Origin of the sequence: Dolichospermum sp. UHCC 0406, assembly GCF_009712025.1 — a bacterium.
Classification (GTDB): Bacteria; Cyanobacteriota; Cyanobacteriia; order Cyanobacteriales; family Nostocaceae; genus Dolichospermum; species Dolichospermum lemmermannii.
Genome location: NZ_VILA01000017.1, coordinates 197,165 through 223,931 on the forward strand (window position 1 = coordinate 197,165; position 26,767 = coordinate 223,931).

Annotated in this window: 30 protein-coding genes; 13 read left to right on the forward strand and 17 right to left on the reverse strand. The window is 37.6% G+C overall.

Translation table 11 applies throughout. The features are described from left to right. Positions 1-376 precede the first annotated feature (376 nt). Both FJR09_RS17025 and FJR09_RS17030 read left to right on the forward strand, forming a co-directional pair. On the forward strand, positions 377-808 hold the full coding sequence (locus tag FJR09_RS17025; protein WP_015078486.1) for a hypothetical protein: 432 nt from the start codon (positions 377-379) through the stop codon (positions 806-808). A gap of 148 nt (positions 809-956) precedes the next feature. Further along, positions 957-1,394, forward strand: a complete 438-nt coding sequence (locus FJR09_RS17030; protein ID WP_015078487.1) for a helix-turn-helix transcriptional regulator — start codon at positions 957-959, stop codon at positions 1,392-1,394. 7 nt (positions 1,395-1,401) lie between these two features. Here the strand turns inward: FJR09_RS17030 and FJR09_RS17035 are convergent, their stop codons facing one another. From FJR09_RS17035 to FJR09_RS17055, 5 genes are all read right to left on the reverse strand, one after another. After that, positions 1,402-2,151 carry a DevA family ABC transporter ATP-binding protein gene (locus tag FJR09_RS17035; RefSeq protein ID WP_015078488.1) on the reverse strand — a complete coding sequence of 250 codons (750 nt, stop codon included), beginning with the start codon at positions 2,149-2,151 and terminating at the stop codon, positions 1,402-1,404. 38 nt (positions 2,152-2,189) lie between these two features. Next, positions 2,190-3,371, reverse strand: a complete 1,182-nt coding sequence (gene devC, locus FJR09_RS17040) for an ABC transporter permease DevC (protein ID WP_015078489.1) — start codon at positions 3,369-3,371, stop codon at positions 2,190-2,192. 32 nt (positions 3,372-3,403) lie between these two features. After that, positions 3,404-4,693 carry an ABC exporter membrane fusion protein gene (locus FJR09_RS17045; protein WP_168654138.1) on the reverse strand — a complete coding sequence of 430 codons (1,290 nt, stop codon included), beginning with the start codon at positions 4,691-4,693 and terminating at the stop codon, positions 3,404-3,406. A 46-nt stretch (positions 4,694-4,739) separates the two neighbouring features. Then, positions 4,740-5,333 carry a TetR/AcrR family transcriptional regulator gene (locus FJR09_RS17050; protein WP_015078491.1) on the reverse strand — a complete coding sequence of 198 codons (594 nt, stop codon included), beginning with the start codon at positions 5,331-5,333 and terminating at the stop codon, positions 4,740-4,742. Between the two features lie 119 nt (positions 5,334-5,452). Then, a complete protein-coding gene (locus FJR09_RS17055; RefSeq protein ID WP_015078492.1) occupies positions 5,453-7,072 on the reverse strand; it encodes an RluA family pseudouridine synthase in 1,620 nt (539 codons plus the stop codon). A 96-nt stretch (positions 7,073-7,168) separates the two neighbouring features. Here FJR09_RS17055 and FJR09_RS17060 point away from each other — a divergent pair, with 96 nt between their 5' ends. After that, positions 7,169-7,363: a hypothetical protein gene (locus tag FJR09_RS17060; RefSeq protein WP_041457591.1), complete on the forward strand. Its 195-nt coding sequence runs from the start codon at positions 7,169-7,171 to the stop codon at positions 7,361-7,363. Positions 7,364-7,697: 334 nt separating this feature from the next. Here the strand turns inward: FJR09_RS17060 and FJR09_RS17065 are convergent, their stop codons facing one another. Further along, the gene (locus FJR09_RS17065; protein WP_015078494.1) at positions 7,698-7,886 is read right to left on the reverse strand and encodes a hypothetical protein; all 189 of its coding nucleotides are present in this window, start codon (positions 7,884-7,886) and stop codon (positions 7,698-7,700) included. A 495-nt stretch (positions 7,887-8,381) separates the two neighbouring features. On the opposite strand from FJR09_RS17065, the gene FJR09_RS17070 reads away from it, so the two are divergent. After that, positions 8,382-9,284 carry a DUF4351 domain-containing protein gene (locus FJR09_RS17070; protein ID WP_168654139.1) on the forward strand — a complete coding sequence of 301 codons (903 nt, stop codon included), beginning with the start codon at positions 8,382-8,384 and terminating at the stop codon, positions 9,282-9,284. Between the two features lie 161 nt (positions 9,285-9,445). On the opposite strand, the gene FJR09_RS17075 is transcribed toward FJR09_RS17070, so the two are convergent. From FJR09_RS17075 to FJR09_RS25405, 3 genes are all read right to left on the reverse strand, one after another. Next, the gene (locus FJR09_RS17075) at positions 9,446-10,597 is read right to left on the reverse strand and encodes an alanine--glyoxylate aminotransferase family protein (protein WP_168654140.1); all 1,152 of its coding nucleotides are present in this window, start codon (positions 10,595-10,597) and stop codon (positions 9,446-9,448) included. Positions 10,598-10,768: 171 nt separating this feature from the next. Continuing rightward, entirely contained in the window at positions 10,769-11,221 is a 453-nt protein-coding gene (locus FJR09_RS25400) for a hypothetical protein (protein WP_254433134.1), read from the reverse strand. A 60-nt stretch (positions 11,222-11,281) separates the two neighbouring features. Continuing rightward, on the reverse strand, positions 11,282-12,070 hold the full coding sequence (locus tag FJR09_RS25405; protein ID WP_254433135.1) for an NB-ARC domain-containing protein: 789 nt from the start codon (positions 12,068-12,070) through the stop codon (positions 11,282-11,284). A gap of 402 nt (positions 12,071-12,472) precedes the next feature. Between FJR09_RS25405 and FJR09_RS17085 the strand changes: the two genes are divergently transcribed. From FJR09_RS17085 to FJR09_RS17095, 3 genes are all read left to right on the forward strand, one after another. Next, positions 12,473-12,721: a hypothetical protein gene (locus tag FJR09_RS17085; RefSeq protein WP_015078498.1), complete on the forward strand. Its 249-nt coding sequence runs from the start codon at positions 12,473-12,475 to the stop codon at positions 12,719-12,721. Positions 12,722-12,866: 145 nt separating this feature from the next. Then, positions 12,867-13,391 carry an N-acetylmuramoyl-L-alanine amidase gene (locus tag FJR09_RS17090; protein WP_015078499.1) on the forward strand — a complete coding sequence of 175 codons (525 nt, stop codon included), beginning with the start codon at positions 12,867-12,869 and terminating at the stop codon, positions 13,389-13,391. Positions 13,392-13,499: 108 nt separating this feature from the next. Then, the gene (locus FJR09_RS17095) at positions 13,500-14,252 is read left to right on the forward strand and encodes a CHAP domain-containing protein (protein WP_168633886.1); all 753 of its coding nucleotides are present in this window, start codon (positions 13,500-13,502) and stop codon (positions 14,250-14,252) included. Between the two features lie 168 nt (positions 14,253-14,420). On the opposite strand, the gene cruG is transcribed toward FJR09_RS17095, so the two are convergent. Beyond that, positions 14,421-15,590 carry a 2'-O-glycosyltransferase CruG gene (cruG, locus tag FJR09_RS17100; protein ID WP_168652739.1) on the reverse strand — a complete coding sequence of 390 codons (1,170 nt, stop codon included), beginning with the start codon at positions 15,588-15,590 and terminating at the stop codon, positions 14,421-14,423. 371 nt (positions 15,591-15,961) lie between these two features. Then, positions 15,962-16,870: a gamma-carotene 1'-hydroxylase CruF gene (gene cruF, locus FJR09_RS17105; RefSeq protein WP_015078506.1), complete on the reverse strand. Its 909-nt coding sequence runs from the start codon at positions 16,868-16,870 to the stop codon at positions 15,962-15,964. A 278-nt stretch (positions 16,871-17,148) separates the two neighbouring features. Between cruF and FJR09_RS17110 the strand changes: the two genes are divergently transcribed. Beyond that, positions 17,149-17,574, forward strand: coding sequence for a hypothetical protein (locus FJR09_RS17110; protein ID WP_015078507.1), 426 nt, complete (start codon positions 17,149-17,151; stop codon positions 17,572-17,574). 56 nt (positions 17,575-17,630) lie between these two features. Here FJR09_RS17110 and rpmA read toward each other — a convergent pair whose 3' ends face one another. Then, complete coding sequence (rpmA, locus tag FJR09_RS17115; protein WP_015078508.1) at positions 17,631-17,915, reverse strand: 50S ribosomal protein L27; 285 nt, start codon at positions 17,913-17,915, stop codon at positions 17,631-17,633. Between the two features lie 138 nt (positions 17,916-18,053). Continuing rightward, entirely contained in the window at positions 18,054-18,473 is a 420-nt protein-coding gene (gene rplU / locus FJR09_RS17120) for a 50S ribosomal protein L21 (protein WP_015078509.1), read from the reverse strand. A gap of 470 nt (positions 18,474-18,943) precedes the next feature. Between rplU and FJR09_RS17125 the strand changes: the two genes are divergently transcribed. From FJR09_RS17125 to FJR09_RS24465, 4 genes are all read left to right on the forward strand, one after another. Next, a complete protein-coding gene (locus FJR09_RS17125) occupies positions 18,944-20,032 on the forward strand; it encodes a DNA polymerase beta superfamily protein (protein ID WP_168652740.1) in 1,089 nt (362 codons plus the stop codon). Positions 20,033-20,445: 413 nt separating this feature from the next. Then, positions 20,446-21,735, forward strand: coding sequence for a tetratricopeptide repeat protein (locus tag FJR09_RS17130; protein WP_168652741.1), 1,290 nt, complete (start codon positions 20,446-20,448; stop codon positions 21,733-21,735). 93 nt (positions 21,736-21,828) lie between these two features. Next, complete coding sequence (locus FJR09_RS17135; protein WP_015078512.1) at positions 21,829-22,098, forward strand: colicin E5-related ribonuclease; 270 nt, start codon at positions 21,829-21,831, stop codon at positions 22,096-22,098. A gap of 64 nt (positions 22,099-22,162) precedes the next feature. After that, the gene (locus tag FJR09_RS24465; RefSeq protein WP_015078513.1) at positions 22,163-22,450 is read left to right on the forward strand and encodes a hypothetical protein; all 288 of its coding nucleotides are present in this window, start codon (positions 22,163-22,165) and stop codon (positions 22,448-22,450) included. Between the two features lie 170 nt (positions 22,451-22,620). On the opposite strand, the gene FJR09_RS17145 is transcribed toward FJR09_RS24465, so the two are convergent. Both FJR09_RS17145 and FJR09_RS17150 read right to left on the reverse strand, forming a co-directional pair. Continuing rightward, positions 22,621-23,082 carry an anti-sigma factor gene (locus FJR09_RS17145; RefSeq protein WP_015078514.1) on the reverse strand — a complete coding sequence of 154 codons (462 nt, stop codon included), beginning with the start codon at positions 23,080-23,082 and terminating at the stop codon, positions 22,621-22,623. A gap of 116 nt (positions 23,083-23,198) precedes the next feature. Further along, complete coding sequence (locus tag FJR09_RS17150; protein ID WP_015078515.1) at positions 23,199-23,855, reverse strand: sigma-70 family RNA polymerase sigma factor; 657 nt, start codon at positions 23,853-23,855, stop codon at positions 23,199-23,201. Positions 23,856-24,190: 335 nt separating this feature from the next. On the opposite strand from FJR09_RS17150, the gene FJR09_RS17155 reads away from it, so the two are divergent. Next, positions 24,191-24,892 carry a L,D-transpeptidase gene (locus FJR09_RS17155; protein ID WP_015078516.1) on the forward strand — a complete coding sequence of 234 codons (702 nt, stop codon included), beginning with the start codon at positions 24,191-24,193 and terminating at the stop codon, positions 24,890-24,892. Between the two features lie 41 nt (positions 24,893-24,933). Here FJR09_RS17155 and FJR09_RS17160 read toward each other — a convergent pair whose 3' ends face one another. Together FJR09_RS17160 and FJR09_RS17165 are read right to left on the reverse strand one after the other, a co-directional pair. After that, positions 24,934-25,470 carry a late competence development ComFB family protein gene (locus FJR09_RS17160; protein ID WP_015078517.1) on the reverse strand — a complete coding sequence of 179 codons (537 nt, stop codon included), beginning with the start codon at positions 25,468-25,470 and terminating at the stop codon, positions 24,934-24,936. 304 nt (positions 25,471-25,774) lie between these two features. After that, the gene (locus tag FJR09_RS17165) at positions 25,775-26,683 is read right to left on the reverse strand and encodes a M23 family metallopeptidase (protein WP_041457595.1); all 909 of its coding nucleotides are present in this window, start codon (positions 26,681-26,683) and stop codon (positions 25,775-25,777) included. Positions 26,684-26,767: the final 84 nt, after the last annotated feature.

Here is a 26,767-nt window from a genome sequence, read left to right on the forward strand (position 1 = left end):
CAAAATTACAGGCCGTTGCTGAATAATGGAATGATTTTATTGACTGCGGAACAAAATTTTAATGTTTCCAGCCCCTATCAGCCCACAAATATGCAACGCCAATTACGCCTTTACGTGAGTTGAAAAATCTTGTTGTTTTATAAGTTTTTCCAGGGTTTTCCAACACGATAATTTTGGAATTATTAACGAAATTACAAGAGTTTTAATACTAACTCACATAAGCCGTAAATTCTTCTATTAACACCGATAAATTAATCTAGAAATAAGTATCGAAGCTTTGTAAATCACAAGCTGATGTCTAATTCTATTTAAGTTTAATCGGTTAATTTAGTGAATTTATCGGAGGAATAAATTTATGGCAGGATAAAAACATAGTATGAGTTTGATATTCGATCAAAATGGCAATTTGCTACCAGGTATTCATTTGGCTACTTGGAATGAAATTGAAGAGCATCTAGCTCACAACACACGCCGAAGAAATCTTTTATCTGGACTCAAACAAGGGTGCGAGATATTAAAGCAGTGTGGTTGTCAGAGAATTTATATTGGTGGAAGTTTTGTAACTACTAAAAGACTTCCTAATGATTTTGATGTTTGCTGGGAAGACGATCAAGTAGATTTTAAACTCTTGCAAAAACTAGATTCAGTTTTACATCCTAGTAGCAGAAGGTCGGCACAAAAAAATAAATATGGTGGCGAGTTTTTAATTGCTAACATAAATATTGAAGATCCATTTACCACTTGTTTAGAATTTTTCCAGCAAGACCGTAATGGTAATATCAAAGGTATAGTAGCAGTTGATCTGTAAGGATAGGGTGCAAAATACTTTTTGCTGCTTTTGATTATTAAAATTCAAAATTAGCAATATAAAACAGTAAGATAAATTGGCATTATCTAATTAATTTTTATTATTAGGTAATGCCATTCTTGAACAAATGAGTTATGGGTTAAACATTATGATTTTCAATGAATGGCAGTACAGTATTACTAAAGCACAGATGAAGAAATTTGAGTTAGCAATGACTCAATATGCTAGTAAACCAGTTCCAGAAGATGAAAACCAAAAGCTACGCCATGAGGCTCGTATTGATTCACTACAAAGCCAAATTGAGGAGTTTACTGAAGAGATAGAAGAGTATGAAAATCTCAAAAACAATCAAGGTAAAATTGAGCGATTGCAATATGATAGTTTAGAAAAATTACCAGAAGCACTCATCAAAGCGCGGATTATTCGCGGACACACTCAAGAGAGTTTTGCCAAACTTTTAGGAGTTAAACCTCAACAGGTGCAACGTGATGAAGCAAATGGATATGCTAGTGCTAGTTTGACAAAACTTTTGAAAATTCAACACACTCTCAATTTAGAGATTCGGGAAGAAATTATCTTTAAATAAATAAGTGTTAATTTAGTTTAACTCCCATATCTACACCATCACTTTTCAATTGTCCATCTTCCATGTAAATAATCCGATCAGCTATATCGAGAATACGGTTATCATGGGTGACTAATAAGATAGTACAGTTTTGTTCTTTTGCTAGAACTTGCATTAATTCCACCACATCGCGTCCAGATTGTTTATCTAATGAAGCTGTCGGTTCATCTGCTAATACTATTTTGGGATGACTGACTAAAGCGCGGGCTATAGCTACCCGTTGTTTTTGTCCACCGGATAAATTCTCTGGATAGGAATTAATATGTTCTCCTAAACCGACGTGTTCTAACATCGCTGTAGCTGTAGCATTAATATCGCCATTGAGATGATTTTCATGTAACTCCAAAGACATTCGCACATTTTCTTTGGCTGTTAAAAAACTCATCAAATTATGTGCTTGAAAAATATAACCAATTTGGCGACGCAATTTAGTTAATTGCCCTTTTTTTGCACCAAAAATTTCCTGTCCTAATATTTGTAAACTGCCATTTTGGGAAGAACGTAAACCCCCCATTAATGATAATAGGGTAGTTTTGCCCGAACCAGATGGACCAGTCATAATGACAATTTCCCCCGCATTAATCTCTAAATTAATGTCGAATAATACTTGTTTTTGCAACGCACCTTTACCAAAATAATGATTAAGATTACCAACAGAAATAACCGTTTCTGAAGTAGAAATAACTTCAGAAGGAATAGTTGTAACTTCCAATGACATAGTTCCTTACCTTTGCGTGAGATATAAAAATTGTAACTTTAAAAAATATCCGCCGGATCAGCAGAACGGAGTTTTCGCATCGCTATTGCGCCAGAAACAGTACACATAATTACTGTTAAGAAAAAAACATTAATTGCCCGATCTACCTTCATATATATTGGTAAAAGAGTTGCGGCAAATGTAACTTGATATAACCCAAAAGATAGGAAAAATGCAGGTAAATAACCTAATGCAGCTAAGAATAATGCCTCTTGCAATAAAACTCGCAATAGATAATTATCGGTATAACCCATTGCTTTAAGAGTAGCGTATTCTGGTAAATGATCGGAAACATCAGAATACAGCACTTGATAAACAATGACAATACCAACAATAAAACCGACTATTACACCCAAACTAAAAATAAACCCAATCCCTGTCCCCTCAGCCCAATAAGTTTTTTCTTTTTGGGCAAATGTTTCGGGAGTACCAACTTCAACAAAGGGTTTTTGAGGATCTGGATTTAATCCTATTTGCAGTTGTTTCCTAACTTTTTCAATATCAGCACCAGGTTGAAGAGTAATTAAACCAACTTCAATTTGATCAGCTTTGCGAGTAGGAAATAATTGTAAAAAAGTAGAATCACTAGTGACGACATTACCATCAGCAGCAAAGGAAGCACCATTTTGAAATAAACCCTTAACACTGACATTCTTTCCGCTTAATTCGGCGTTAAATTTCCCAGTTTCTCGAAAAATCTTGCCAATCTCTCCATATTCTGGACGACTGGCTTCATCAAACAAAACTTGATTCAATTGTTTAAGATTATCTTTTTTGGCTTGAAGTTCAGGAAACTTTAAACCAGGTGTAGCCGGATCTACACCCCAAACTAAAATAGAGCGATTCATTTTTGTTTCAGGGTTGCGCCATTGTCCCGTACTAATGTAAATAGAACTAACTGATTTTACACCGTTATAACTTAATGTTTGATAAAGTCTTTCTCTAGAAAAGCTTTTGACTGAAAGTAGGGTTTGAAATTGAGGATTTATTAAGACTAAATCTGCTTGTAAATTGCGGTGAGGTTGAATAGCAGCATCAAATAATGCACTTTCAAAACCCATCTGAATAAATATCAGCATATCTGCGAAGGTAATTCCCGCAACTGCAACCACTAGCCGGGTTTTTTCCTTCATTAATTGTCGCCAAGCTAGGGGCGTTTTCCGAAAGATTTTATTAATCATGAGTTTTTTTATGCATCTTGATGAGAAATTAATTACAATTTAATTGCTGTTTGCACTTGCAAATTGGTTAAGCCAGAAACTTTTTTGCTATCTTCAGGATTGAGGCGAATTTTTACTTCGATAATGCGACTGTCTAAATTTTCTCCTGGTTGATCACTAAAAACATTTTGGCGTTTGACTTGTAAACCAATTTGTTGGACTACACCTTTTAATTCTCCAGTAAATCCTTGACTGGTAATTATGGCTTTTTGTCCTAATTTTATCTTACTAATATCAGTTTGATAAACTTCTGCTACTGCCATCATTGTGTTAGTTTGGGCAAAGTCAGCAACCCCTGGGTTATCAATTTTTTCACCGACACGGGCATGAATTTTAATAATTTGTCCCGTCATAGGAGCGCGAATATAAGCTGCTTCTAGTTCAGTTTTTGCACGTTGCAAATTAGCGATCGCACTTTCAACTTCTGTTCGTGCTAACTGCACATCTACAGGACGAATTTCGGCAATACTATTGAGTTTACCTTGAGTTTCACTAATTTGTTGATTGCTAGTATTATTAATGCGATTGAGGGCAACTTTAGCTTCTGCTAGTTGTTTATTAGCTGTAGTATTAATCCGGTTGAGAATAGCTTGGGATTCACTTAATGTCTGTTTAGCAGTTTCTACATTTAAACGTTTACTATCAATTACAGAATTAGAAATTGCCCCTTCAGAAAATAACTGTTGATAGCGTTGATATTCTGATTCTGCATTTTTGAGTTCTGCGGTTAGTTTATTAATAGTTGCTGTTTGGGCAATTCTATCCCCTTCCCATTGGGCTGATATGCGAGCAATATTTTCCGCTTGGGCTTGTTTATCTCCTGTATATTGTGCCTTGACTCTATCAACAATTGCGGACTGTTCTTGAATTTCTCCTGATTTAGCCCCGGCTTTAATTTGTGCAAGTTTAGCTTTAGCAACTTCTACCTGTTTTGTGCTTTGAATAACAGCATTTTTTAAAAGATCACGAGATTGTAAAATGGCAATTACTTGACCGACTTTAACATTATCACCTTCTTGAACTAATAGTTGAGAAATGCGATCGCCATCCAATGCTAAAGGTGCAGATAACTTAATTATTTCTGTTTCTGGTTCTAATCTTCCTAAAGCAGTAACTATTTCAGCGATAGGAACAATTGGTTTTGATTCAGTTACAGAAGTTTTACCCATTTGTCCAAAGTTGGAAACTCCATAAATAATAATTCCTACTGGAATCGTAGTAGCCGCAACCATTAAACCAATCAAACCTGGACTTGGGGACTTGAACGACAGTTTGTAACTCATTTTCACTACCTCATCACAAAATAAATTTATCGGTATTTATTGGTGGTTAATTATTAATTTTAACCTCAGCTTTTTGCTGTAAATATGCTGTAATCATTTCTCCCAAAAGCTGGCATTGTTGAGGGAAATCAATGTTCTCATTACCCCATAATTTCTCCAAAACAACACCATTCACGAAACTTAAAACAAAAGATGCTAATACTACGTCCCTAACACCTAATAAATCACAGGCTACTTGTTGACATCGTTGATTTGCACGCTTAAAAACAGTGCTATTAGTTAGCATTATTTTTGAGTCTTGATGTTGACAAAAATCAACCCATACATAAGTCCATTTAATTAAATAATCCTCATTTTTAACAAGGTATTGACCCAAAGTTTCCATCAATTCTAATAAGTTATTTTTTCCTCCAAATTCTGTTAAAGCTGTAATGATATCCTGCTGACTAATTTCTTCCACCAATTGCTCAAACAAAGCTTGTTTGTTGGGAAAATAATGATATAGCGTACCTGTGGAAACCTTTAAACTCGCAGAAATCTGCCGCATAGTAATAGCTGAATAGCCTTTTGTAGCGAACAAATCAAAACATTTACCGAGTAATTCTTTCCGGTATTGTTCGTGATTAACAATTTTCGGCATAACATGGCTTGTTCCTCACTATGGGGGCTATCTGTTTTTATATCGAACGCTTGTTATATTAAATAATAAAATAAGTATATAGTATTTGTCAATATATCTTTACAAATTAGATGTCCTGATTAAAATGGTGTTTTTACCTGTAAGTGGAGGATTTTTTCTACATGAGGATGCTGAAACCTCAACTCTCTCGCGTGCAGATATAATCTATCAGTATCACTATGATAACCATAGAGTTTATCCCCCAAAATTGCCATTCCCAGTCCTCTTGTATCAGCAGCATGAACCCGTAATTGATGAGTCCGTCCAGTCAAAGGCACAAATTCAATACGGGTATAATCTCCTGCTCTGTTCATAACGCGGAAGTGAGTTAAACTAGGTTTACCTCGTGATAAATCCACTTCTTGATAAGGACGATGATCAGGATTTCCCCACAAAGGTAAATTAATTTCACCTTCATTAATAGCTAGAGAACCTGTCAGCAAAGCTTCATAAACTTTATGAATTTGTCTTTGTTGAAATTGTTGACTTAATTGAGAATGAGTAATTGGATCTTTAGCTATTAAGAGAATCCCGGAAGTATCTTGATCTAAACGATGTACCGCGATTATTTCTTGATTATATAGATGACGTAAACGACTAATTACACTATCTTGATTATGAAAATAACGACCGGGAACAGATAACAGTCCTGATGATTTATTCACAGCAATTAGCCATTCATCTTCATAAATTATTTCTACTTGATTTGGCTTTAATCCTGATAGCAAAAATCCCATTAATGGCTGACATCTTTCCAAGCAAGCACCATAAAATTCTCCAGAAACCTTATTTTCTATAGAAGAATTACCCCACCAAAATTCAGCCATTGCTAAAGGTTTTAATCCATGGGTTGCTGCATAATGTAATAATTTAGGAGCGCAACATTCTCCTGTTCCGGTTGGTGTTCCTGCTGGTAATAATTGCTGTAAAGATAGAGATTGTCCTTGAAAATTAGTTAAGCTATAAGCAGCGTGCATTTCTGTTTGTAATTGCCGAGATAGTTGTTTCCGCTGTTGTTTGAGTTCTGTAATCTTCCTATCTGCGGACGTTATAATTTGCTGTAAAGGCTGTAAAATTTCATTTTGATGGCGTTTAAGATTTCGGCGGTCAATTCCCTGCTGACGGCTTTCTGCTTCTAGTTTTTCCAAAGCAGTTGTGAGAGATTTATCTGTGAGAGTTTGATAAAATTCTTGACGTTGTTTGTGTCGTTGCTGTTTGCTATGATCATGATGTAAGCTCATAGTTTGTAACTGTTGGGTATATTCAACGGACAGAGTTTTATATTCTGCTCTTTCGGGAATTTGTTCAAGGGTAATAATTTCTTGTTTAATTGCTGCTAACTTTGCTAAAATCTGAGTTTCTAATAAAGCCACTTCCTCTCTACCAGGAATTGGTAACACCCAACCTGTAACCATACTATTACCATTTAATAAACCGGAAAATGCTTTAATAACTCTTTGTTCACCATTGGGTAATTCAACTAACAAAATACCATACATTTTTCCCTCATGGGAATAAAGATGATTTTGTTCAAGTTGCTGCATGAGACTATCAGCTATAGCTTCTGCTAAAGGTGTGCGGGGTAATCTCAATATTTCACCAGTTTGGGGACATTTTCCTTCATAGTAATAGTTAGGCTGTGCGGAATAAATGATAAAATTGGATTCGATAAAGTCTGAAAGCGGATGAAGAAGAATCATAAAATGTATATAGTATGATAAATTATTTGATAGTTAACAAATTTTTGTTTAAGTTGTTTGTTTTAATTGGGAAGCTTTTTTTGGTATGGATGTTAGATGTTAGTATATTTTACAATACCTTTGATTATTCTCACACCAGAAATTATCAATAATCCCGTCGGCAATTTTATCATTATTTTGGTATTTTTGTTTTTACCATTTTTTCTCATATATTTTTTTGTAGATGAGGATATGAAACTTTCCCGAAACCTGTGGGAACATCTTTGGGAAAATCCTGTGGAGGAAGTTTAGATAGGCTTTGGTTTGGACAATCTGTAGGTTGTTATCACAAAGTATTTGTTCCCATAGATAATTGTCAACACTCAGAATAAAAAATAAATGGTTATATTTAATTTAGCTTGTGTTAAAATAGTTATTTTTCAGAATTATACCAAATGCGTGATCCACAAAAGAACCACATTAAAATTGATCCGGCTACCCTGGTTTTAATCGGATCTGCTTTGATACTATTACCACTATTACTCGCTGGTTTTTTGGGGTAATTAGCTATCCGCAAAATTAAAAATTGGTTATTTCCATTGACTGAAAATAACCATAAACTAAGAGTAATTTGTTTTCGCAATATTTAAATATCAACATTGATATTTTCTATCTGTCTAGCTGCTTTCTCCCAAAGCTTTGCGGTTTCTTCATCATTCCAGTGAGTTCTCAGATTTTCCGCTTTTTTATGACATATCCGTTCTAGCATCTCTAAAATTGCAGCTAGTGTTAATTGCTCGACTAATCCTTCTAAAGCACTCATGTATTCTTTCATGACAGATACCCCTTTAATTTCTACTGGAAACTGAGGGAATTTTTTAAACTTCCTGAGTTCAAAATCAATACAAGAAGTATAAATTCTCGTCAATTAGTTGTGACTCTTCTATTATCTACCTCATCAGTTGAAGAATTTGCACTTCTTCTTGATTCTCTACATTTGCAGGAAGTAGAGTTGTAATCTACTTTTTGGAGTGAGTTAAGAATCTCTATTTTACCTAAAATTGTGAGATGCTGTACTAAGAGGTTGTTTGAAAAGTATTATATGAAACCCATAATCTCCAAAAACCTAACCCCCCTCCCCCCCTTCCCTACAAGGGAATGGGGGTTTTAAAGCCTCTCCCCTACCAGGGGAGAGGTTTGGAGAGGGGTCTGTTTACACATTAAAAACTTTTAAAACATCCTCTAAGCTGGGATTTCGTGATTTATAGAATTTTATACTTTACAAATACCCTTTGATACTTAAAACACAATATACTGATATAATTATTACATGACAAGATTCATTCATGATCAATTTGCTAAGGACTATTTAGAGGAACTTCTCAAAAACTATGGAGAAGTTCAAGCGCCGAGTCGTGTAGCGGGAGAAGTCAGAGAAATTGATGTTTACTTTTCTCCCTATCCTCAAGCAAATCCTAATTTACAACTTTTAGGTTTATTAGGTAAATTTGCATCTACTCCCGCGATTTTTGAACCTTATCGCAATCCGGCATCATCTGATGAGATTTGTGATTGTTTGTTAAAATTATTAGAAGTAAAGGGAGTGTTAAAAAGAGAAGCGAAACGCAATAAAACTAATCTTCAAGAATCAGAAATTCCGAAACTGTGGATACTTACTCCGACAGCATCACCAGAGATATTATCTGGCTTTAATACTACCTTAAAAACTGACTCTTTACCAGGAATATACTATTTAGGGGCAGCGTTACGTACAGCCATAGTAGTTATTCATCAACTACCACGGACGGAAGAAACTCTTTGGATTAGAATGTTAGGAAGAGGAAATGTTCAAAAACAAGCTATTGAGGAATTAGCAGAATTAACAGCCAACCACCCATTTAGGAGAATCACGTTAGAATTATTGTACAACCTGCAAAAACACCTGGGAGTCAATCAAGAAACCGAAGATAGGGAGATAATTATGAGATTAGCACCATTGTATCAACAGGATAGAGATTTAGCGGTTCAGGAAGGGAAAATTGAGGGGAAAATTGAAGGAGAAACTTTGTTAATTATCCGGCAATTAAATCGTCGTATTGGAGAAATTAATTCAGAATTAATTGCCAAGATTCAAAAATTATCACTTGAGAAATTAGAAATGTTGGGAGAAGAATTATTAGATTTCACCAAACTTGATAATTTAGAAAGTTGGTTAAATCAAAATCAAGAATAATGTAGTTGGGCTTGAGTTCTAAAATTACAGCACTTTCCGGTGTTATGAGGTACATATCCAGCGGGCAAGATACCCGCACTACAAGAGTTTCATAATTCAAGTTTGTACCTCATTAGAGCGAAATATGCTGTATCTTAGGCTTTAGCCCAACTACGAACTAACTAATTATTAGAGATCATTGTTCCCAGAGCAGCTATCAACTTATCCACGCTTTCAGGACGACTATTAAAACCCATTAAACCTACACGCCAAACCTTGCCAGCAAGTTCACCCAAACCGCCACCAATCTCAATATTATGCTCAACTAACAACTGCCTGGCTACAGATTTACCATTTACCCCTTCAGGAATACAAACAGTAGTTAAAGTTGGTAATCTATACTCCTTTTCAACGTGCATCTTTAAACCCATATCTTCCAATCCTTCCCACAGATACTCGACATTCTTTTGATGACGTTGCCAACAACTAGCTAAACCTTCTTCCGCCACTAAACGCAAAGCTTCCCGTAAACCATAATATAAATTAATCGGTGCAGTGTGGTGATATGTGCGTTCAGTCCCCCAATATTTCCCCAACAATGTCATATCTAAATACCAATTTGCCACTTTAGATTGACGCTTCTGCAACTTCTCCATTGCCCGCCCACTCATTGTAAACGGTGACGCACCTGGAGAACAACCCAAACCCTTTTGACTACAGCTATAAGCCAAATCAACACCCCACTCATCCAAAAAGATGGGAACACCACCCAAACTGGTAACGGTATCCACTAACAACAAAGTTCCATGTTGACGACACAACTCACCCACACCTTCTAAGGGTTGACGAGCGCCGGTGGAAGTTTCTGCATGAACTAAAGCCAAAATTGCTGGTTTATGGGTGGCTACTGCGGTGCTGATTTCCTCTAAATTGAAAACTTGTCCCCAAGGTTTAGTAATAGTTCTGACATCTGCGCCATATCTGCCCGCCATATCTACCAAACGATTACCGAAATAACCAGCCACACCAATTAATACCACATCACCCGGTTCTACAGAATTAGCCAAAGTAGCTTCCATTGCGGCTGTACCCGTGCCACTGACGGCGATAGTATGGGGGTTTTCTGTTTGCCATGTGTAACGCAACAGGGATTGAATTTCATCCATGAGGGTTAAAAAAGCTGGATCTAAATGTCCCACTGGTGTGGTATTCATCGCCTGTAATACCGCTGGATGGGCATTGGAGGGACCTGGACCCAATAGGAGACGGTGGGGGACTTCGAGGGGTTCAAGTCCTAGACGCTGACTATCGTTGATGGAAATGGTGGATGTCATAAACTTAATTTATGTGAGATGAAATTGTAATTAATCGCATCATATAGCGGTATGTGGTCAATGACTATGCCGAAGTGCGACTAATTAATTAAGTTCCATATTTTCTCTCGCGCTATTCAATTATACGTTTTGTTAAAAATAGAAATCTCTATAATCTTGTTCTGTTCCCTGTTATCCAAATTGATTGGTAACATATTCCATCACATCGTTTTGCATTGTGAATCCGTTTCCATTGAATTCAATCAAAGATAGCAATTTCAAACTCTCTAGTATTCCCAATAGTTTCTGGGAAGTGACAGGGGGAATAATCTCGTTTATTAATTCTGGCATTAATATGGGTTTGCGGTGAATTGCTAAGGAATAGATCACGGTTTTTTCTAAATCTGATAAGCGTTGAAATTGTTGATCTAATAAATCGTAAATATCGCCAAAGACGGTGACACCGTGGGCTAAAAAAATATCAATTTTGCTAGAAAATAGAAAATGAATAGTAGTGGCAACAATTTTCAGCATCAGGGGATTTCCGCCATAGTGATTATGTAATATTTGCCATTCTGCTTGAGTTTCGTCAATGCCTTCTGACTGAAAAATCTTGAGTCCGTCTTCAGGAAGCAGCCCTTTCAAGATCAGTGATTTAATCAAATTGGCTTTTTTCTCTAGTAGACTAAATGCGATCGCTGGTTCTCAACTGATGATAATTAAACAACTTTGGTGGGTAGACTCCCCAATTGTTCTAATTAGTTGTCCATAGCCTTCAAATCCTTCTCGATATGATCCCCCTCGTTCTCCCCATTGCAGAATGGATTCTAGATTATCCAAAACCAGCAAACAACGAGTTTGATGGAGATACTGCATTAACTTTGATATTAATTGATCTGGAGATTTTGGTAAATTAATGGCTTTCTGGTCAGAGAGGATGTGAATTAGATCAGTTAAGGTTTCTTCTACTGTTGGGGTATGATGAAGAGATCGCCAAATGACATACTGAAATTCTGATGATGACGAGTCTGTGCTGTTGGTAAAACCTGCCATTAACTTGGCTATGAGGCTGGTTTTGCCCATACCACCCATACCTAAGACCATGATTAATTGACAGCGATTAACCTGAATCCATTGGTTCAATGTTGCCAGTTCTGCGGTGCGTCCATAGAAAACGGAGACATGGGGGGCTAAACTATAATCCCCATCAGGCTGAATTGGAGGCTGTAGAGGTGATTGATAATCATCAGCCTCTAGCACCAGATTAAATGCTTTGAAACATTTGACTAGAGACTTTTTATCAACTCTGACATTGCAGTTAAAAATTTTGCATAAGGTATGAGAGTCTAATTCAGTCTGATTACTGAGATTATCAAGGGTAAATCGCTTGCCGTTATTTTCAGCATATTCCTTTATTTTTATGGCGTTCTCAAGTTTATTTAAACCTTGATGTGTGAGGATTGTCCCACGTTTACGTTTTCTTGGTAGATCCATAAGTTATAAATATAAATTGTTTTAAGCAAAGCCAAATAGGGTAAGATAATTAACTCTAACCGCCGGAAAAATGACTGATTTCCGGGAAAACTGTATTAATCTGACAAGAGTATAAAGATACAACTAAGAAATTGAACAGAGTATAGCGGTTAATTGATGTGTTTATCAATACAGCATTTTGCAAAAAAGGGAAGTTTTAACAATTTGAAATAATTGTGCGGTCTAATTGCTTACAGTCTTAACGCTTGAAAGGCTTGTGGTAGAGGGGTGTGAGCGATCGTTTGTCAGGATTTTTAAGTTCCTTGCTTAAGTTGGCAAACTTCCATTGCTTGAGAGGGATTGTAAAGTATACTCTCTTACCATGTTTCAAATACTGAAACTTTTACGCAAAAGCGAAATGACATGACATCAAAAACTCCCAGACCTCGCCGTAAAGTTTTAGGTGCAGCATTTACAGGTGCTTTAGTGACATTAACAGTTTTTGTTCTTAACACTTACGTAATTAGTGGACAGGATAAAAGAATTACCTCTGAAGCATCGGCAGCAGCAACAACTGTGCTTTCATCTCTTATTGCTTATCTAATTCCACCTGATCCCAATGAAACTACAGTTGATGAAGATGGAAACACAAAATCAGCACTTAAACAATGAGGAGTTGGTAATAAATATCCTAAAATTGAAATTGAAATTTATGAGACTTTTGAGATGATAAATGAATGCTAGACTATTTTAGTCAAATCATGTATTCGTTTGTGTGATTTTTGCAAAATCAACCCTAAAAAAAAGGAAATAAACAATGAAAGTATGTATTGATCCAGGACACGGTGGAACAGATCCAGGAGCAATTGGAAAAGATCCATTTGTATTGAATGAAAAAGACGTTAACTTGTCTATTTCTTTACTTTTAAAAAAAGAACTGGAAGCAAACGGACATACAGTTTTCTTAACAAGAGATACAGATATTTCTGTGTCGTTGGGCAGTAGAGCTTCCTTTGCAAATCAGAAGAATGTAGACATTTTTATTAGCATCCACTGTAATTCATACTCCAACAATAGTGCGGAAGGTATCGAAACATGGATATTCTCAGGTTCAAATGCAGGAAAAAACCTAGCGGAACCTGTACAACAAAGTTTGATCTCAACTTTTTCAACTCATAGGAATAGAGGAGTTAAAGAAGCAAATTTTCAAGTGTTAAGAGAGACAGAAATGCCAGCTATTTTAGTAGAGTGTGAATTTATTAGTAATCCCACACAACTACAATTTTTGTCAAATAATAACAATCAAAAGAAAATAGCACAAGCGATTGCATTAGGTATCTAAATTTAATTAGTCTCTCTAAATCAAGGGTTTTTCCAATTTGGACAAGGTATTGGTCAACAGACATAAAAACTTAAAATAAACACAACAATCTACGAGGAATTTACAACTATGACTACTGCACAACAAGTTATTAAATTCGCAGCCAATGAAATCGGTTACAAAGAGAATCCCCCAGAATCTAACAACAACAAATTTGGTATTTGGTATGGGATGAATCGTGAGCCTTGGTGTGCCATGTTTGTATCCTATTGTTTACACAATACTGGATTACCTTTAAAAATTACTACTAACAAAGGTTTTGCTTATTGTCCTTTCGGTATTAAATGGTTTAAAGAGCAAGGTTTGTGGCATACAAGTAACCCTAAAGTCGGCGATATTGTCTTCTATGACTGGAAAAATGATGGAGTTTCAGATCACGTTGGTATTGTAGAAAAAGTCAATTCTGACGGCTCTATCGTTGCTATTGAAGGGAATACTTCTGTAGGGAATGATTCCAATGGTGGACAGGTTATGCGACGCACAAGGCGTGGAAACATTGTGGGTTATGGTAGACCAAATTATACATCGGGTGACGATGTTACCCCTCTTCCTCCTCATCCATTATGGACAGGACGGTATATCTTCCTAACCAGTCCCTACATGGAAGGGAGTGAAATACTACTGTGGCAGCGGCAGATGATTCACCGGGGATGGAATCTGGGTTCTGGTGGCACTACTGGCAAGGGAGACGATAGCGTTTTTAGCGAACGCGATCATGAAGTATTAATCAAGTTTCAGCAAGAAAAGGGACTGGAGGTTGATGGTAAAATCGGACCTCAATCCTGGAATGCAGCATGGGAAGCGCCTATTACTGAGGATTAGACTGATCTCCATATCCTCATGAGATTTTGTTCAATCCACAAATGATTTCCTTGCTCATACTTGAATTTTAATCAGTATGGCTTGGAAATCAAGATATTTTCTAATGATTGCGATCGCTCTCCCCAATCAGATAAAGAGCGATACCCTCAGTCAACGCCCTAAATAGCATTAATCACCGTATTTCCGGCCGCGCCATTCTTTGGGAGTGTGAAATGCAGATAAAAAGATGCGTAGCACCGCTAAAGGGTCAGCTAAAGGAGAAAGCCAGAATAACCAACCACCGTTGGCATCTTGACGATCATAAGAGGGAGCGATCGCTAATAATAAAGCAAAACGAATCACCACCAAAAATATATTCAATCCTAACAACAACATCGCCGGCAATGAAAGCACCAAACTAGGAAGCAACAAATAACCCAATAAAATCAAAAGAGGTAAACCCTGCACCGCAGACAATAGCCATAAATCCCCCCAAATCTGAGCAGGAGAAGCAGCATCTTTCAAATCTAAGCTGCGTCCCCATTCATTCCAAGTTTCTAACGCCCCCTCATACATCCTCACCCTTAGCACCTTAGCACCATCTAAAAAGCCCACCTTAAAGCCTTGAGAGGCAATATTCCGCGCCAAAGTCACATCATCACAAAAAGAACCTTTAGCACTGCTATAGCCATCCACAGCCCTTAATACAGACCGACGACATAAAAAACACTGACCATTAGCCATGACCCGTTCCGGTTGTTCAGTATAAATACCCGTAGGATCAAATCTGTACAGTAACGTCATTAACAAAGCCGGTTGTAACCAGCATTCTCCCGGATACTTGAGAATAAACTGCGGTGATAAAGATACCAAATCATAACCTTGAGCGATCGCAGTTTTCACCAAACTCGCCACCAAACCAGGATGGGGTTGAATATCTGCATCCATGCCCAAAAACCATTCACTCCCCTCAGATGTGAATAAAAAGCCATTATGCAACGCCCAAGGACGACCAACCCAGCCAGGGGGTAAAGGGTCATCTGTGATCACCCAAAAGCGGGGGTCTGTTATTTGTGCGGTTTTCACCAAGTCGGGAGTACCATCTTGTGAGCGACTATCAACCACAATAATTTCCCGAACTTCGTAACTTTGGCGACTCAAACCCTCTAACAGCGGACTAATCCGTAATGCCTCATTTAGTGTCGGTACAACCACACTCACAGTTCCCAAAAGTTCTGGTGTCGGTTGTTGTGGTTCGAGGGCTGGATAACGTCCTGGACCTTTGAGCAACCGGGAAAGTAAAATGGCTGTTGCAGGTACTTGGATAAGTAGCAATAGAAGCGGAATAATATTTAGCAATTTTAACCCTGACTTTTTTCTATAAACTAGCTAGTTTAGATTTTCGCGCAATTTAGGCAAATTAACTTAACAGTATTGGAGTGATGCCAAAATTGACGCAATACTTTACGAGAAATAATGTGCTTGACACTCCCCGGTCTAAGAGGATGTTTTCAAAGTTTTTCATGTGTAAACAGACCCCTCTCCAAACCTCTCCCCGACCAGGGGAGAGGCTTTAAAACCCCCCTTCCCTACAAGGGAATGGGGGTTAGGTTTTTGGAGATTATGGGTTTCATATAATACTTTTCAAACAACCTCTTAGCTTTCTTTTTGTGTAATTGGGAAAGAGGTAATTGGCAGAATTTCTTCTCCTATTCCCTCTTCCCTCTTCCCTATTTGAAAGCAACCTTCACATTAGCAACAGCAACTTCTTGAGTAGCTGCTTCAATATTCACCGTTGCAGGTGTACTAGAACCTTTAGACCACAGCAGCACAGCCGGAGCTACACCCAGTGCCACACCTAGCAGTACAGGAATAGGAAACCCAGCGGCTAAACTCATGACTGTGGCAAAACCAAAGTTACCCAAATAAACCAATAAAGGTACATTTAGTTGGTAATGGTCTAACTTAACCGGGTTTTTGCTCCATAACAAAGCCGCTACAGTCATAAATAACGAACCAGTACCCATCCAACCCGCAAAGTTTTGATAAGGCATTCCAAAGAAAGCCCCCGGTTGGTGCCAATACCAGAAGGGAAGGGAAGTTTGACTCATGGCTGGGTCAAGCACAAAATCCCAAGAAGTGAGTAGTAAAGCCCCTAAACCAATAGCTCCCACGTGACGGAACAAGCTGGGTTTTTTATCTACTTCTAAACCCGCACGAGCCAACACATAAGAAACTAATCCCACATAAAACCAGGAAAGGGGAATTGTAAAAGGGACCAACCCGGAAATTTTATAACCCAGACCGCTCAAATAGCTATAGTAACCAAAGGGAAAGCCTGTGCTAGTTCCTAGTAATTCGCTAGTTAGGGAAATTGATAAAGATGGGATTAAAAATCCTAAAGCGCGTGCTAAACCTAAAGTTCGGTAAGCATAAAGGAACACTCCCAGCGCCCCCAAAATCATATATACCACACCACCACCCGCCATACTCCACTGCATGACGCTCTGTCCGACTTCTGATAAGCTAACAATTAGTTCAGCATTGGGAATAACAATCAATATCCCCAGCAGTCCAAATACCATAGAAACGATATGACCAATTAGGCATACGCGCTCGACGATAACAATTTGTCTCATGATCAATCCTTAATGATATGCCAGATGGCTATTCAACTGCTAACAGTTTACAAATATTTATGAACATATTTAACTAAATGTTGATCTTTATTCTCTTAAATTGGGAATTAGGGATGGAATTCAACATTTAGAAACCTGATGAGTTCAGTAAATCTGTGAAATAATCAATGAAACCGATACTGATTACATCAGTATAGAACGATTTGTAACTGAGTAAGGTACAGAACTTTTACATTTATCAACTGCTTAAAGCCCGTTTTATTCCTGACTCCTGCTATATGTCAATTTTGAAAAAGATACCTTGGTTTTCCTTAACACTTATATTACTGAGTTACAGTACATTGGGCTGGTTGATATTTGAAGAAAAGGCCCCGTGGTATGTACGGCTGATAACTGCGGTAACTATCCTGCTGTCCCTGATATTGCTCACTAACCCTTGGCTAAAACTAGATGATTATTCTCATATTTTCTTCAAGTCAAACGCTAGGACTTTTCTTGTGGCTATCTTAGCAGCTTTCCTATTTTTTCTAATGATTGCCTGGTTTCGGGTATTTCTTGATACTTTACTAATTTTGTCAGCGACCATCCTAGCCAAAATAGACTTTCAAACAGTTGGTTTAAAACCAGCACTAGCTTTTGGCTGTATATCTTTTTGCTCACTGTTAGGACTAGGAATAGGCGCACTTATCAATCACTACATTTAAAATTAGTCACTGGTCATTAATTAATTAATAACGAATGACCAATGACTAATAACGAATTAACCAGCTACAGCTTCTACGAGTTCTGCGGCTACTGCATAAACGCTAACTTTCTTCTGGCTTTTACCTCTTCTTTCAAAGGTAACTACACCGTCAATTAAAGCAAACAAGGTATCATCACTACCAATACCAACGTTGTTACCAGGGTGAACCTTAGTACCACGTTGACGGACTAGAATATTACCTGCGCGTACAGTTTGTCCACCATAACGTTTTACGCCTAGTCGTTGAGCATTCGAGTCACGACCGTTTCGCGTACTACCAGTTCCCTTCTTATGAGCCATGATTCCCTCTTTTCTATTTACTTTATTTATCCCAGGTTGCTAGTTATCCAGTTTAGGCTGGGAAAAAAGTAATTGGTAATTGGTAATTACTCTCTATCACCTTTTCCCCCTTGCCTAACTAGTAACTTAAACCTTTTTTTATGATTCTTCGGATGATTCGTCAGCGGTTTCTTCCACAAAGTCAGTATCAAGAACGGGAAGTTCAGGACTCGTTGGTGCTTCTTCGTAAGCTAAAACTTCGCCGTTGAGATTGATAGAATTAATCAAAAATCTGGTAATTTCCTGGCGATGTCCCCGTTTTTTGCGGGTTTTCTTTTTAGGTTTCATCTTATACACCAGGACTTTGCGACCTCTAAAGTGTCGCATAATTGTCCCTTCCACGGTTGCACCTTCTACTAAAGGTTGTCCAATGGAAACTGCGCCTTCGTGATGTACAAGTAATACTGCGTTGATGGTAACTTTTTCATCTGGTTCAGCGGTTAGTAGTTCAATGTCGTAAAAGCGACCTGCTTCTACTTTCATTTGTTTACCGCCAGTTTCAATAATCGCGTAAGTCATTAAATCGTCCTTGAGGTTGCCGTACAGGTAGCTGGCTATAATCTCCTGTAGAGACGCTATTATTTATAGCTTTGCCAGCTTTTGCAGTATGTCTACCTGATCCGAGCAGGAATTAGACAGACAATCTACTATATTACCTGATTGATGGTTAATCAGTCAACCTTTGAGAAAATATAATTTTATTTCTCGCTGATTTCCGAAAAGATAATTCTGGTGTTTGTAGTTAACCATGACACAGACGGAAAATTTTTTAACTAATCTGAGCAATTTAAATAGGGTTGCTCAGATTTTTTTACTATTCACTTTCAGATTTTTCATAAATAATTTAAGAAAATTGTAGGTTGGGTAGAGGGAGGTGAAACCCAACAAAATCGGGAGAACTTTAGTAGAAAAAGGTGATAACTGTTACGAATTATCAATTATAATTTAGTTAATACTGAAAATGAAAATTTAATTTTTATTAGATAAAGATGAAAAGAATTGAAGTTGAACAAAGAACTATTTTTGTGGGTTTAGCTGGTAGTCATGGTTATGGTTTAAATCGTCCTGAATCAGATTATGATTATCGTGGTGTATTTATTGCTCCTAAACGCTATTATTTAGGCTTTGATAGTATTGAACAAAAGGATTCTGGTTGGGATGAAACGGGGATATTTCCGTTTATAGATGGTAATGAAGATACGGTTATTTATGAATTAAGAAAGGTTATTCATTTATTAGCTGGTGCAAATCCCAATGTTTTAGAATTGCTGTGGTTAACGAATTATCCTTTTTTAACAAATGTCGGACAACATTTAATTAATCACCGTCATTTATTTTTGAGTAAAAAGGTAAAGCATACTTATTCTGGTTATGCTTTTGCTCAAATTAAGAAGATGGAAACTCATCGTAAATGGTTGTTAAATCCACCTACGAAGAAACCTCTTCCTGCCGATTTTGATATTATGGATGAAGTTCCGTTAAGCAAAGATGAGTTAAATGCTTTTTTGGAATATCTTTATCTTCTAATTAGGGGGAAAATTGAGTTTTTGGAAGAATCAGAACAGTTATATAAGTTGCTGACTGGGGATATTGATTTTAAAGGTGTTTTGAAACAGTACACTTTAGCAGATGAAACTTTAGCATATACCCAAAATTTAACTCATAGCCGTAAAGATTTTATTCGCCTTTTGCAAAAAAGTCAAAGTTATCAAATTGCTTTAAGAGAATGGAAGGCTTATATATCTTGGCAGGAAAATAGAAATCCTGCTAGAGCCGAAATGGAAAAAAAATCAGGTTATGATTTAAAACATGGAATGCACTGTATTCGATTACTACGCAGTGGCTTGGAAATTTTGCAGCGGGGAGAAGTGACTGTAGATAGAAATTTAGCTGGTGATATTGATGATTTAAAGGCTATTTTGCGAGGTGATTATAGTTATGAGCAATTAATGAAAATGGCGGAAGATTTGGTTGCTCAAATGGATGTTTTTTATGAGCAATCTAGTTTATCACATCGTCCTGACTTGGAGCAAATCAATGATTTGTGTATGGAGTTGGTGGAAATGCAAGGTTGGTAAAAAATCTGGAAATTGGAAAGATACCTGGGGTACGCTTCGTGGACGTGGCTAAATAAACAAAATTCAACTGCGTGGGTTATTTCATTAGTCCATGCAGGTTCGTTTAAATTGTACCAACATCTTTACGTAATTTTATATAAAAAAATCAAATTATTAGCCAAAAGTGGGAAATTGAGTCATATAATACATTTAATTTAGCAATACCTTGTCCAAATCGCAAAAAGTCTTGATTTGTAGGTTGGATTGAGGTATGAAACCCAACAAATGCGTCGGGTTGCGCTGTCGCTTAACCCGACCTACAAAAAATGGACAAGGTATTGATTTAGGAAACCCTCTTTATATCCCAATCAGATGACTACACTTCTGAGTAGATACAAAATTATCAAGCAAATTGGTGAAGTGGCAAAATTGTTTTGATTGATTTTGGTGCAGTTAAAGAAATTGGGGTTTATACTGTTAATTCCAAAGGGCAAACCAGTCTAACTGTAGGCATTGGTACACCTGGATATATGCCGGGGGAACAGGCAGGTGGTAAACCTAAATTTGCTAGTGATATTTATGCTGTGGGCATGATTGGTATTCAAGCTGTAACTGGATTAGTACCAGGACAATTTCAGGAAGACTCGAATACTGGGGAAATTATCTGGCGTAATTATGCCCAAGTTAGTGATGAGTTTGCAGAAGTTTTAACTAAGATGGTGCGTGACCATTTTAGTCAGCGTTATAAGAATGCAACTGAGGCGTTACAAGCACTAATTCCACCTGATAAAACTATTGTAATACCACCTCCACCCCCTAAAAAGTTTCCTACGAAAATTATGCTTGGTTTGGGTATGGCAGTGGCTATTAGTTTTGCTGGTGGTTATATTGTTAATCAGGTATTATCTTATCAAGCTGCTCTAACAGCAACAACAAAGAAAGCTGAGGAATTTTTAAAGCAAGGTAATGATAAACTTGATAAAAGAGATTCTCAAGGAGCTATTAATACTTTAACTGAAGCTATTCGTTTAGATCCTAAATTTGCTGAAGCCTATTCTCGTAGAGGAGTTGCTTACAGCAATATTGAAAACAACCAGAAGGCTATAGATGATTTACAAAAATCAGTAAAACTATTTGCTACACAAGGAAATAACTCTGCATCTAAACATGATCAGGGCAGAATTCGTGATTACTTGAAAGATTATCAAGGTGCGATCGCTTTATATAATGAATCAATTAATCTTGATCCTCATGATGCCAGAACCTACCAAAATAGGGGAATTGCCCATTACTCTTTAGGAGATAAACAAGCAGCCATAGCAGATTTTAACCAAGCTATCAAGATCAATCCTAACTTTGCCATTGCCTACCACCAGAGGGGAAATAGCCGTTCTGATTTAGGAGATAAACAAGCAGCAATAGCAGATTTTAATCAAGCTATTAAGATTAATCCTAACTTTGCCATTGCCTATAAAAACCGGGGATATATCCATTATGAATTAGGAGATAAGCAAGCAGCTATAGCTGATTACACCCAAGCTATCAAGATTAATCCTAAATATTCTAAAGCCTACCACGTTCTAGGATATATCCATTATGATTTAGGAGATAAGCAAGCGGCTATAGCTGACTTTCAGCAAGCAGTGAAACTTTACCAGCAACAGAAAGGGAATGAAGAATTGTTAAAAATAGCGCAAGATAGAATTAGAGAATTACAAAAATAGTGAAAGTATCTGTTCCATATCCCCTTATTACGCAATGTAATTATAATTAAAATATATCAACTAAACAAATATTAAAAAACAATTTCAATCAAGATGCCAAAATTAAATATTGGAAGAAAAATAAAACAACAAATGAGTAAAAGGGGTTGGACAGAAGAAATGCTGGAATTAGTTTACTTAAATCCTGGTAAAACGGAAAAAACAAGAGATAAAAGGTATAATATGGATGGTACAAGAAAAGATGATCCTGCTACTGTATATTACAGGAGTGATGGTGCATACATCGTCTGTAATGACATCACAGGTGATGTAGTTCAGGTAAGTGATATTAATGATCCTAACTGGATTGAAAAACAATACTAAATTAAATGTTGATTAATAAATATCAGGAATATTTTCACTAATAAGTAAATTCAGGAGTACAAACATGAAATTAATTGATAAATATCAAAAAACAGGATTTATTAAAGCTGGAGAATTGCTATTAACTCCTGCTAATGCACTGGAATTTATTAACGAAATTGCCGAAGGAAATATTTCCGTTTTAGGTGTAGATTTATGGTATTATATCAATAATCAAATATCCGAAGATCCTGGATCATTAGATTTAAGTGAAATTGATGATCCTCAACAAAGTGTATCTATAGCTAAACAATTTATTACCCATAATTTACCAAAAGGAACAGCTTTTGTTTCTTTGGTTTTGAGTGATTAAAATTAAAAGAATGCATTAGATAATTTAGAAGATTACTAGCAAAGAAATTAACCGACATCAAAAAACCTCTATAATCGCCATTACATAGAGGTTTACAAGCTAAACGGCTCATTTCCAGATTGGGCTTGGTTGTATTTTATGATATTACAAAAAGTTTACCCGCCAGGTAATTAATTGAGGTTATTAACTGGCTTTTGACCGGTAGCGACTGCTGTTTTGGGAATTTCAATGACTGGGTTATTTAAAGCCACCATTAAAGGCGAATCTGTGGCTGTTGGTGTTAATTCTGTTGGTTGTGTTGTGGCTATTTCTACCATTCTGGAATTACCTGGGAATAAACCAGATATTGTTCCCAGAATACAAGCCGCAGCGGCTGCACCACCTAACATCCAGTTCAAGCGGTAACGGCGATTAACACGCGTTAAAACTTGGTTAATCGTTACCTCTGATGACTGAGCAGTTGCGGGAACAGGGATGTCATGTAAACCCTTTCTAAGATTTAACAGTCTCTTATACAAGCACTTAATAGAAGTATCATTTGAAAGCCACTCTTCAACTTGCCTGCGTTCAGTAGCTGTGACTTCGCCATCCAGGTAAGCACTTAATAACTCGAAACAATCGCGCTTCTCCATATTTATAGTACCTGTTGATTCATTTTTGCTTCTCAATGGCAGAAAATATATATTTTCGTTGACAGTCCTTAATATTTCTTAAAATCTGCCATAAAATTGAGGAAACATGATGTAGATTATGTATCTAGATAGGTTTGCAATTGAGTTTGTAATCTTGATCTGGCCCTGGCTATTCTAGATTTCACCGTTCCCAGGGAAACTCCGGTAATTTCGGCGATTTCTTCATAGGCCAGTCCTTCAATTTCTCTCAAAACAATTGTAGTCCGAAAAACCTCTGGTAAATCAGCGATCGCTTCTCGCAACTGTTCATAAAATTCTCTGGTCGTCATTTCCTCATCTGGACTTGGGGTATCACCGGCAATTTCCCAATCCATTTCCCCGTCGGCTAACAATCGCGGAGCATCTAGGGATAGAGGACTGGCTACCCGTTTGCGTTTACGTAATTCATCATAAAACAAATTAGTGGCAATCCGACTTAACCAACCTCGGAACTTGGCAGGTTCTTGTAGTCGGTTAATATTTCGGTAGACACGAATCCAAACTTCCTGGGCTAAATCGGCTCTGTCAGACCAGTCAGGGGCTAGATGATATAAAACTCGATCAACTTGAGTCTGATAGCGGCGCAATAGTTCTGAAAAGGCAGCACGGTCTGGACGCAATCCGACTTGACAGCGTAAAATAAGGTCGTGGTTTGAGAGTTTGTCAACTTGCACCGATGCTGCTGGGTAGGTGGCATCAACTGTTGACCAAGATACACTAATGGATTGACTCATGGATCGGTCTAGCTTTAAATCACTCCTTCCTATTAGACTTGATCATTGGTCAAAAGTTCCTCAGTAAGGTGACGGATTTATAATCGGAACACGGAAATAAATATAGAAAGGAGTTTTCAGGGTTTTATTGGTCATAAGATTAGGGATGGGAAAGGAAGACAAAAGAAAACACGGATCAAATTTTTGTGAGGTTGGGAATAGTGATCAGATTGAAAACTGGCCACTAAATACTTGACTAGTAACTGGTAATAGGCAATAAATAATGGCTAATTGTCAATTGTTAATCAGTAAAATTCTCACCTCCAGCTAAATATGTCAGGGATAAATAATAGGCGATGGCAATGGCAAGAAATGAATCTGTAGCGAGTATGGTCATGTTTCTCTGTTTTGGTACAGCAATTTTATCTCTGGCTGTCCATTGGCAAACGATGAGAACAACAGGGCAGTTAAATCAATCTGCATCCACAGAGGTTTATCCGCAGGGTTCACCAGTGGAAATTGGGAGTAGTGCCATTGCGGCTTCTGTACCTACCTCTCCCCAAAAAGCTGCGGTGATTAACTTGGATTCTCCCTGGAAAACACAGAAATCAAGCCTGGATGCTGTTACAGATCCAGTTAATAATCCAAAGCCATCAGTACCGGACTTAAATGCAACTAAAGTAGTTGTAGATTTAAGCGATCGCCGTGTTTATGTTTCTCGATATGATGAGGTTATAGCTAGTTACCCAATCGCTATCGGTAAAAAGGGCTGGGAAACACCAACTGGCGATTTTAAAATTATCCACAAAGAACATCATCCTATCTGGCGACATCCAATTACAGGAGCTATCTTTGATGGTGGTACTGATAGTCCTTTGGGGGATAGATGGATTGGTTTTTGGTCAGACGGCCGGAATGAAATTGGCTTTCACGGGACACCAAATGTTGACTTGGTAGGAGCGGCGGTTTCTCATGGTTGTCTAAGAATGCGTAATTCTGACGTGAGAATGTTGTATAGCCAAGTAAATATCGGCACACAGGTATCAGTTCGTGAATAAAAATATTAAGTAATTGATAATTGTCAATTATCAATTATCAGTTATTGTGGCTCAAAATTAGCCGCATGGGTCTGAAGCAATGTACTAACTTGAGTTAAAACTTCATTGCCAGTGGTCTTGTTCAATGATTGACGTTCTGGGAAGAAATCTGGTGTATCTAAATACTTACAGATGGCTTCGCTAACTTGTTGGGATATTAAAGCATCAAGTTCTGTGTTAGCTCTTTCTCGTTGATATTTCGCGCCTTCTTCCGTCGTTGCATACAGAGGAGGCAGCCTGTTCAGAGCATAGGCGGTTATATCGCCCACATCTAGAGAAATTTCGCTGGTTACTTCAATTTCTGCTACTTTGGCAATGACGTTGCTGAGTACCAATTCTTCCATGACGTTGATAAATTGTTTGCGAGGTACTGCTACTACTTCACCGGTCAACAATGCCCCCATGAGGCGATCTAAAGCCATGTACTCTTCGATCAGCAGTTCTGAGGCGTTACCGCAAATCCGCCCAACTTCTGCTTCCATTGCTGGTGTCAAGTGACCATCTTGAAGAGCTTGTTCTACTATTTTTTCAATACTCATAAAACATTGTGGGTAGTATGGAAGGAACACAGGTTAAAAGTATATATTTTTTACTTAGAAATATATACTTTGCGATAGCCAAACTAAACAGATATGCTATCAATCACCCAGAATACAATAGCAGAATTAGTCTAGATTAGGGAATAAATCAGGGGTTGAAGTCCCCTATTACTGTGTTACTGAATTATTTATTTTACCAAATTATACCATTTGTATATAAGTATTTTGGGTTAAAAAAGTCACAATATCAATACCTTCGCCAAATTCAAAAAAGCCTATGGCAAAGGTATTGAAGATGAGAAACTTAATCAATTTGTTGAGATTTCCAAGGGATTGGATCAACAGATTGTCCGTTTACATACAAACCCCAGTGTAAGTGTGGTCCGGTAGATGCACCTGTTGAACCGACTGCACCAATTTTTTGCCCTGCTTGCACAAAATCACCTTCTTTGACATCAATCCGACTTAGGTGCATGAAAATACTGATAACACCTTGACCGTGATCAATGCCGACTACGTTACCATGAACGCGGAAGCCTTGGGATACTGTACCAACTAAAGCCACTTTCCCCGCCGCTGGGGTAACTACAGATGAACCTGTTGCTCCTGCATAGTCTTGTCCACGATGGTAGTAGTCATTGGCAAATTCGCCATTGTAGTAGCGACGGACACCATATTTAGTAGAGGTTCGCCCCGCGTTGGGGGTGAGAAACAGGCCATGCCAATATTTTTTCGGTGTTTGTAAGGCTTTTAATTCTTTTACTCGCTTGAGTTCGTATTCGGTAGCATTAACTCCAGCTTTTCCGGGTGGTAAGGTGATGCGTTGCACGGGAAATTTGCGATCGCGCACTTTTATTGATAAGTTTTGTTCTTGTCCATCTTGGGAAATTCTGATTGTTCTCACTCCAGCTTTCTCTAAGGGAGTTGTGGGAATAAAAGAACGGTATTGACGAGGGGCAATTTTAAAAGCTGGATATGTTGTTTCCCCAACTGTTACTGTGGGGTTACTAATCTTTTCTTGGGAATCTGCCTCAATTACTACGGAAATTGTATCCCCCAATTGGGGATTTTTAGGTAATACCTGTATTTCTAAAGCTTTTGCGGGTAAGCCTAAAGCTATGGGAACAGTGGCAATTATACCTATTAATATTTTGGTAGGGTTGATGATACTAAAATTTCGCAATTTATGCTGTGGATGAATAGTGTTAGTCATGGTAAGTAGGTTAGCATTGAAAATCGTCATTATGGCACTAGGCAAGAGGCAATACTTCGACTTCGCTCAGTAACCAGAGGCAAG

Coding starts and splice junctions, on each gene's coding strand:
- FJR09_RS17060 (WP_041457591.1), top strand. CDS start 7,169: ATGTTAGTATATTTTACAATACCTTTGATTATTCTCACACCAGAAATT.
- FJR09_RS17110 (WP_015078507.1), top strand. CDS start 17,149: ATGTCAATTTTGAAAAAGATACCTTGGTTTTCCTTAACACTTATATTA.
- FJR09_RS17070 (WP_168654139.1), top strand. CDS start 8,382: ATGACAAGATTCATTCATGATCAATTTGCTAAGGACTATTTAGAGGAA.
- FJR09_RS17050 (WP_015078491.1), bottom strand. CDS start 5,333: ATGCCGAAAATTGTTAATCACGAACAATACCGGAAAGAATTACTCGGT.
- FJR09_RS17135 (WP_015078512.1), top strand. CDS start 21,829: ATGCCAAAATTAAATATTGGAAGAAAAATAAAACAACAAATGAGTAAA.
- devC (WP_015078489.1), bottom strand. CDS start 3,371: ATGATTAATAAAATCTTTCGGAAAACGCCCCTAGCTTGGCGACAATTA.
- FJR09_RS17160 (WP_015078517.1), bottom strand. CDS start 25,470: ATGAGTATTGAAAAAATAGTAGAACAAGCTCTTCAAGATGGTCACTTG.
- FJR09_RS17125 (WP_168652740.1), top strand. CDS start 18,944: ATGAAAAGAATTGAAGTTGAACAAAGAACTATTTTTGTGGGTTTAGCT.
- cruF (WP_015078506.1), bottom strand. CDS start 16,870: ATGAGACAAATTGTTATCGTCGAGCGCGTATGCCTAATTGGTCATATC.
- FJR09_RS17055 (WP_015078492.1), bottom strand. CDS start 7,072: ATGATTCTTCTTCATCCGCTTTCAGACTTTATCGAATCCAATTTTATC.
- FJR09_RS17045 (WP_168654138.1), bottom strand. CDS start 4,693: ATGAGTTACAAACTGTCGTTCAAGTCCCCAAGTCCAGGTTTGATTGGT.
- FJR09_RS24465 (WP_015078513.1), top strand. CDS start 22,163: ATGAAATTAATTGATAAATATCAAAAAACAGGATTTATTAAAGCTGGA.
- rplU (WP_015078509.1), bottom strand. CDS start 18,473: ATGACTTACGCGATTATTGAAACTGGCGGTAAACAAATGAAAGTAGAA.
- FJR09_RS17025 (WP_015078486.1), top strand. CDS start 377: ATGAGTTTGATATTCGATCAAAATGGCAATTTGCTACCAGGTATTCAT.
- FJR09_RS17150 (WP_015078515.1), bottom strand. CDS start 23,855: ATGAGTCAATCCATTAGTGTATCTTGGTCAACAGTTGATGCCACCTAC.
- FJR09_RS17085 (WP_015078498.1), top strand. CDS start 12,473: ATGACATCAAAAACTCCCAGACCTCGCCGTAAAGTTTTAGGTGCAGCA.
- FJR09_RS17030 (WP_015078487.1), top strand. CDS start 957: ATGATTTTCAATGAATGGCAGTACAGTATTACTAAAGCACAGATGAAG.
- FJR09_RS25405 (WP_254433135.1), bottom strand. CDS start 12,070: ATGGATCTACCAAGAAAACGTAAACGTGGGACAATCCTCACACATCAA.
- FJR09_RS17075 (WP_168654140.1), bottom strand. CDS start 10,597: ATGACATCCACCATTTCCATCAACGATAGTCAGCGTCTAGGACTTGAA.
- FJR09_RS17065 (WP_015078494.1), bottom strand. CDS start 7,886: ATGAAAGAATACATGAGTGCTTTAGAAGGATTAGTCGAGCAATTAACA.
- rpmA (WP_015078508.1), bottom strand. CDS start 17,915: ATGGCTCATAAGAAGGGAACTGGTAGTACGCGAAACGGTCGTGACTCG.
- FJR09_RS17090 (WP_015078499.1), top strand. CDS start 12,867: ATGAAAGTATGTATTGATCCAGGACACGGTGGAACAGATCCAGGAGCA.
- FJR09_RS17145 (WP_015078514.1), bottom strand. CDS start 23,082: ATGGAGAAGCGCGATTGTTTCGAGTTATTAAGTGCTTACCTGGATGGC.
- FJR09_RS17165 (WP_041457595.1), bottom strand. CDS start 26,683: ATGACTAACACTATTCATCCACAGCATAAATTGCGAAATTTTAGTATC.
- FJR09_RS17035 (WP_015078488.1), bottom strand. CDS start 2,151: ATGTCATTGGAAGTTACAACTATTCCTTCTGAAGTTATTTCTACTTCA.
- FJR09_RS17095 (WP_168633886.1), top strand. CDS start 13,500: ATGACTACTGCACAACAAGTTATTAAATTCGCAGCCAATGAAATCGGT.
- FJR09_RS17155 (WP_015078516.1), top strand. CDS start 24,191: ATGGCAATGGCAAGAAATGAATCTGTAGCGAGTATGGTCATGTTTCTC.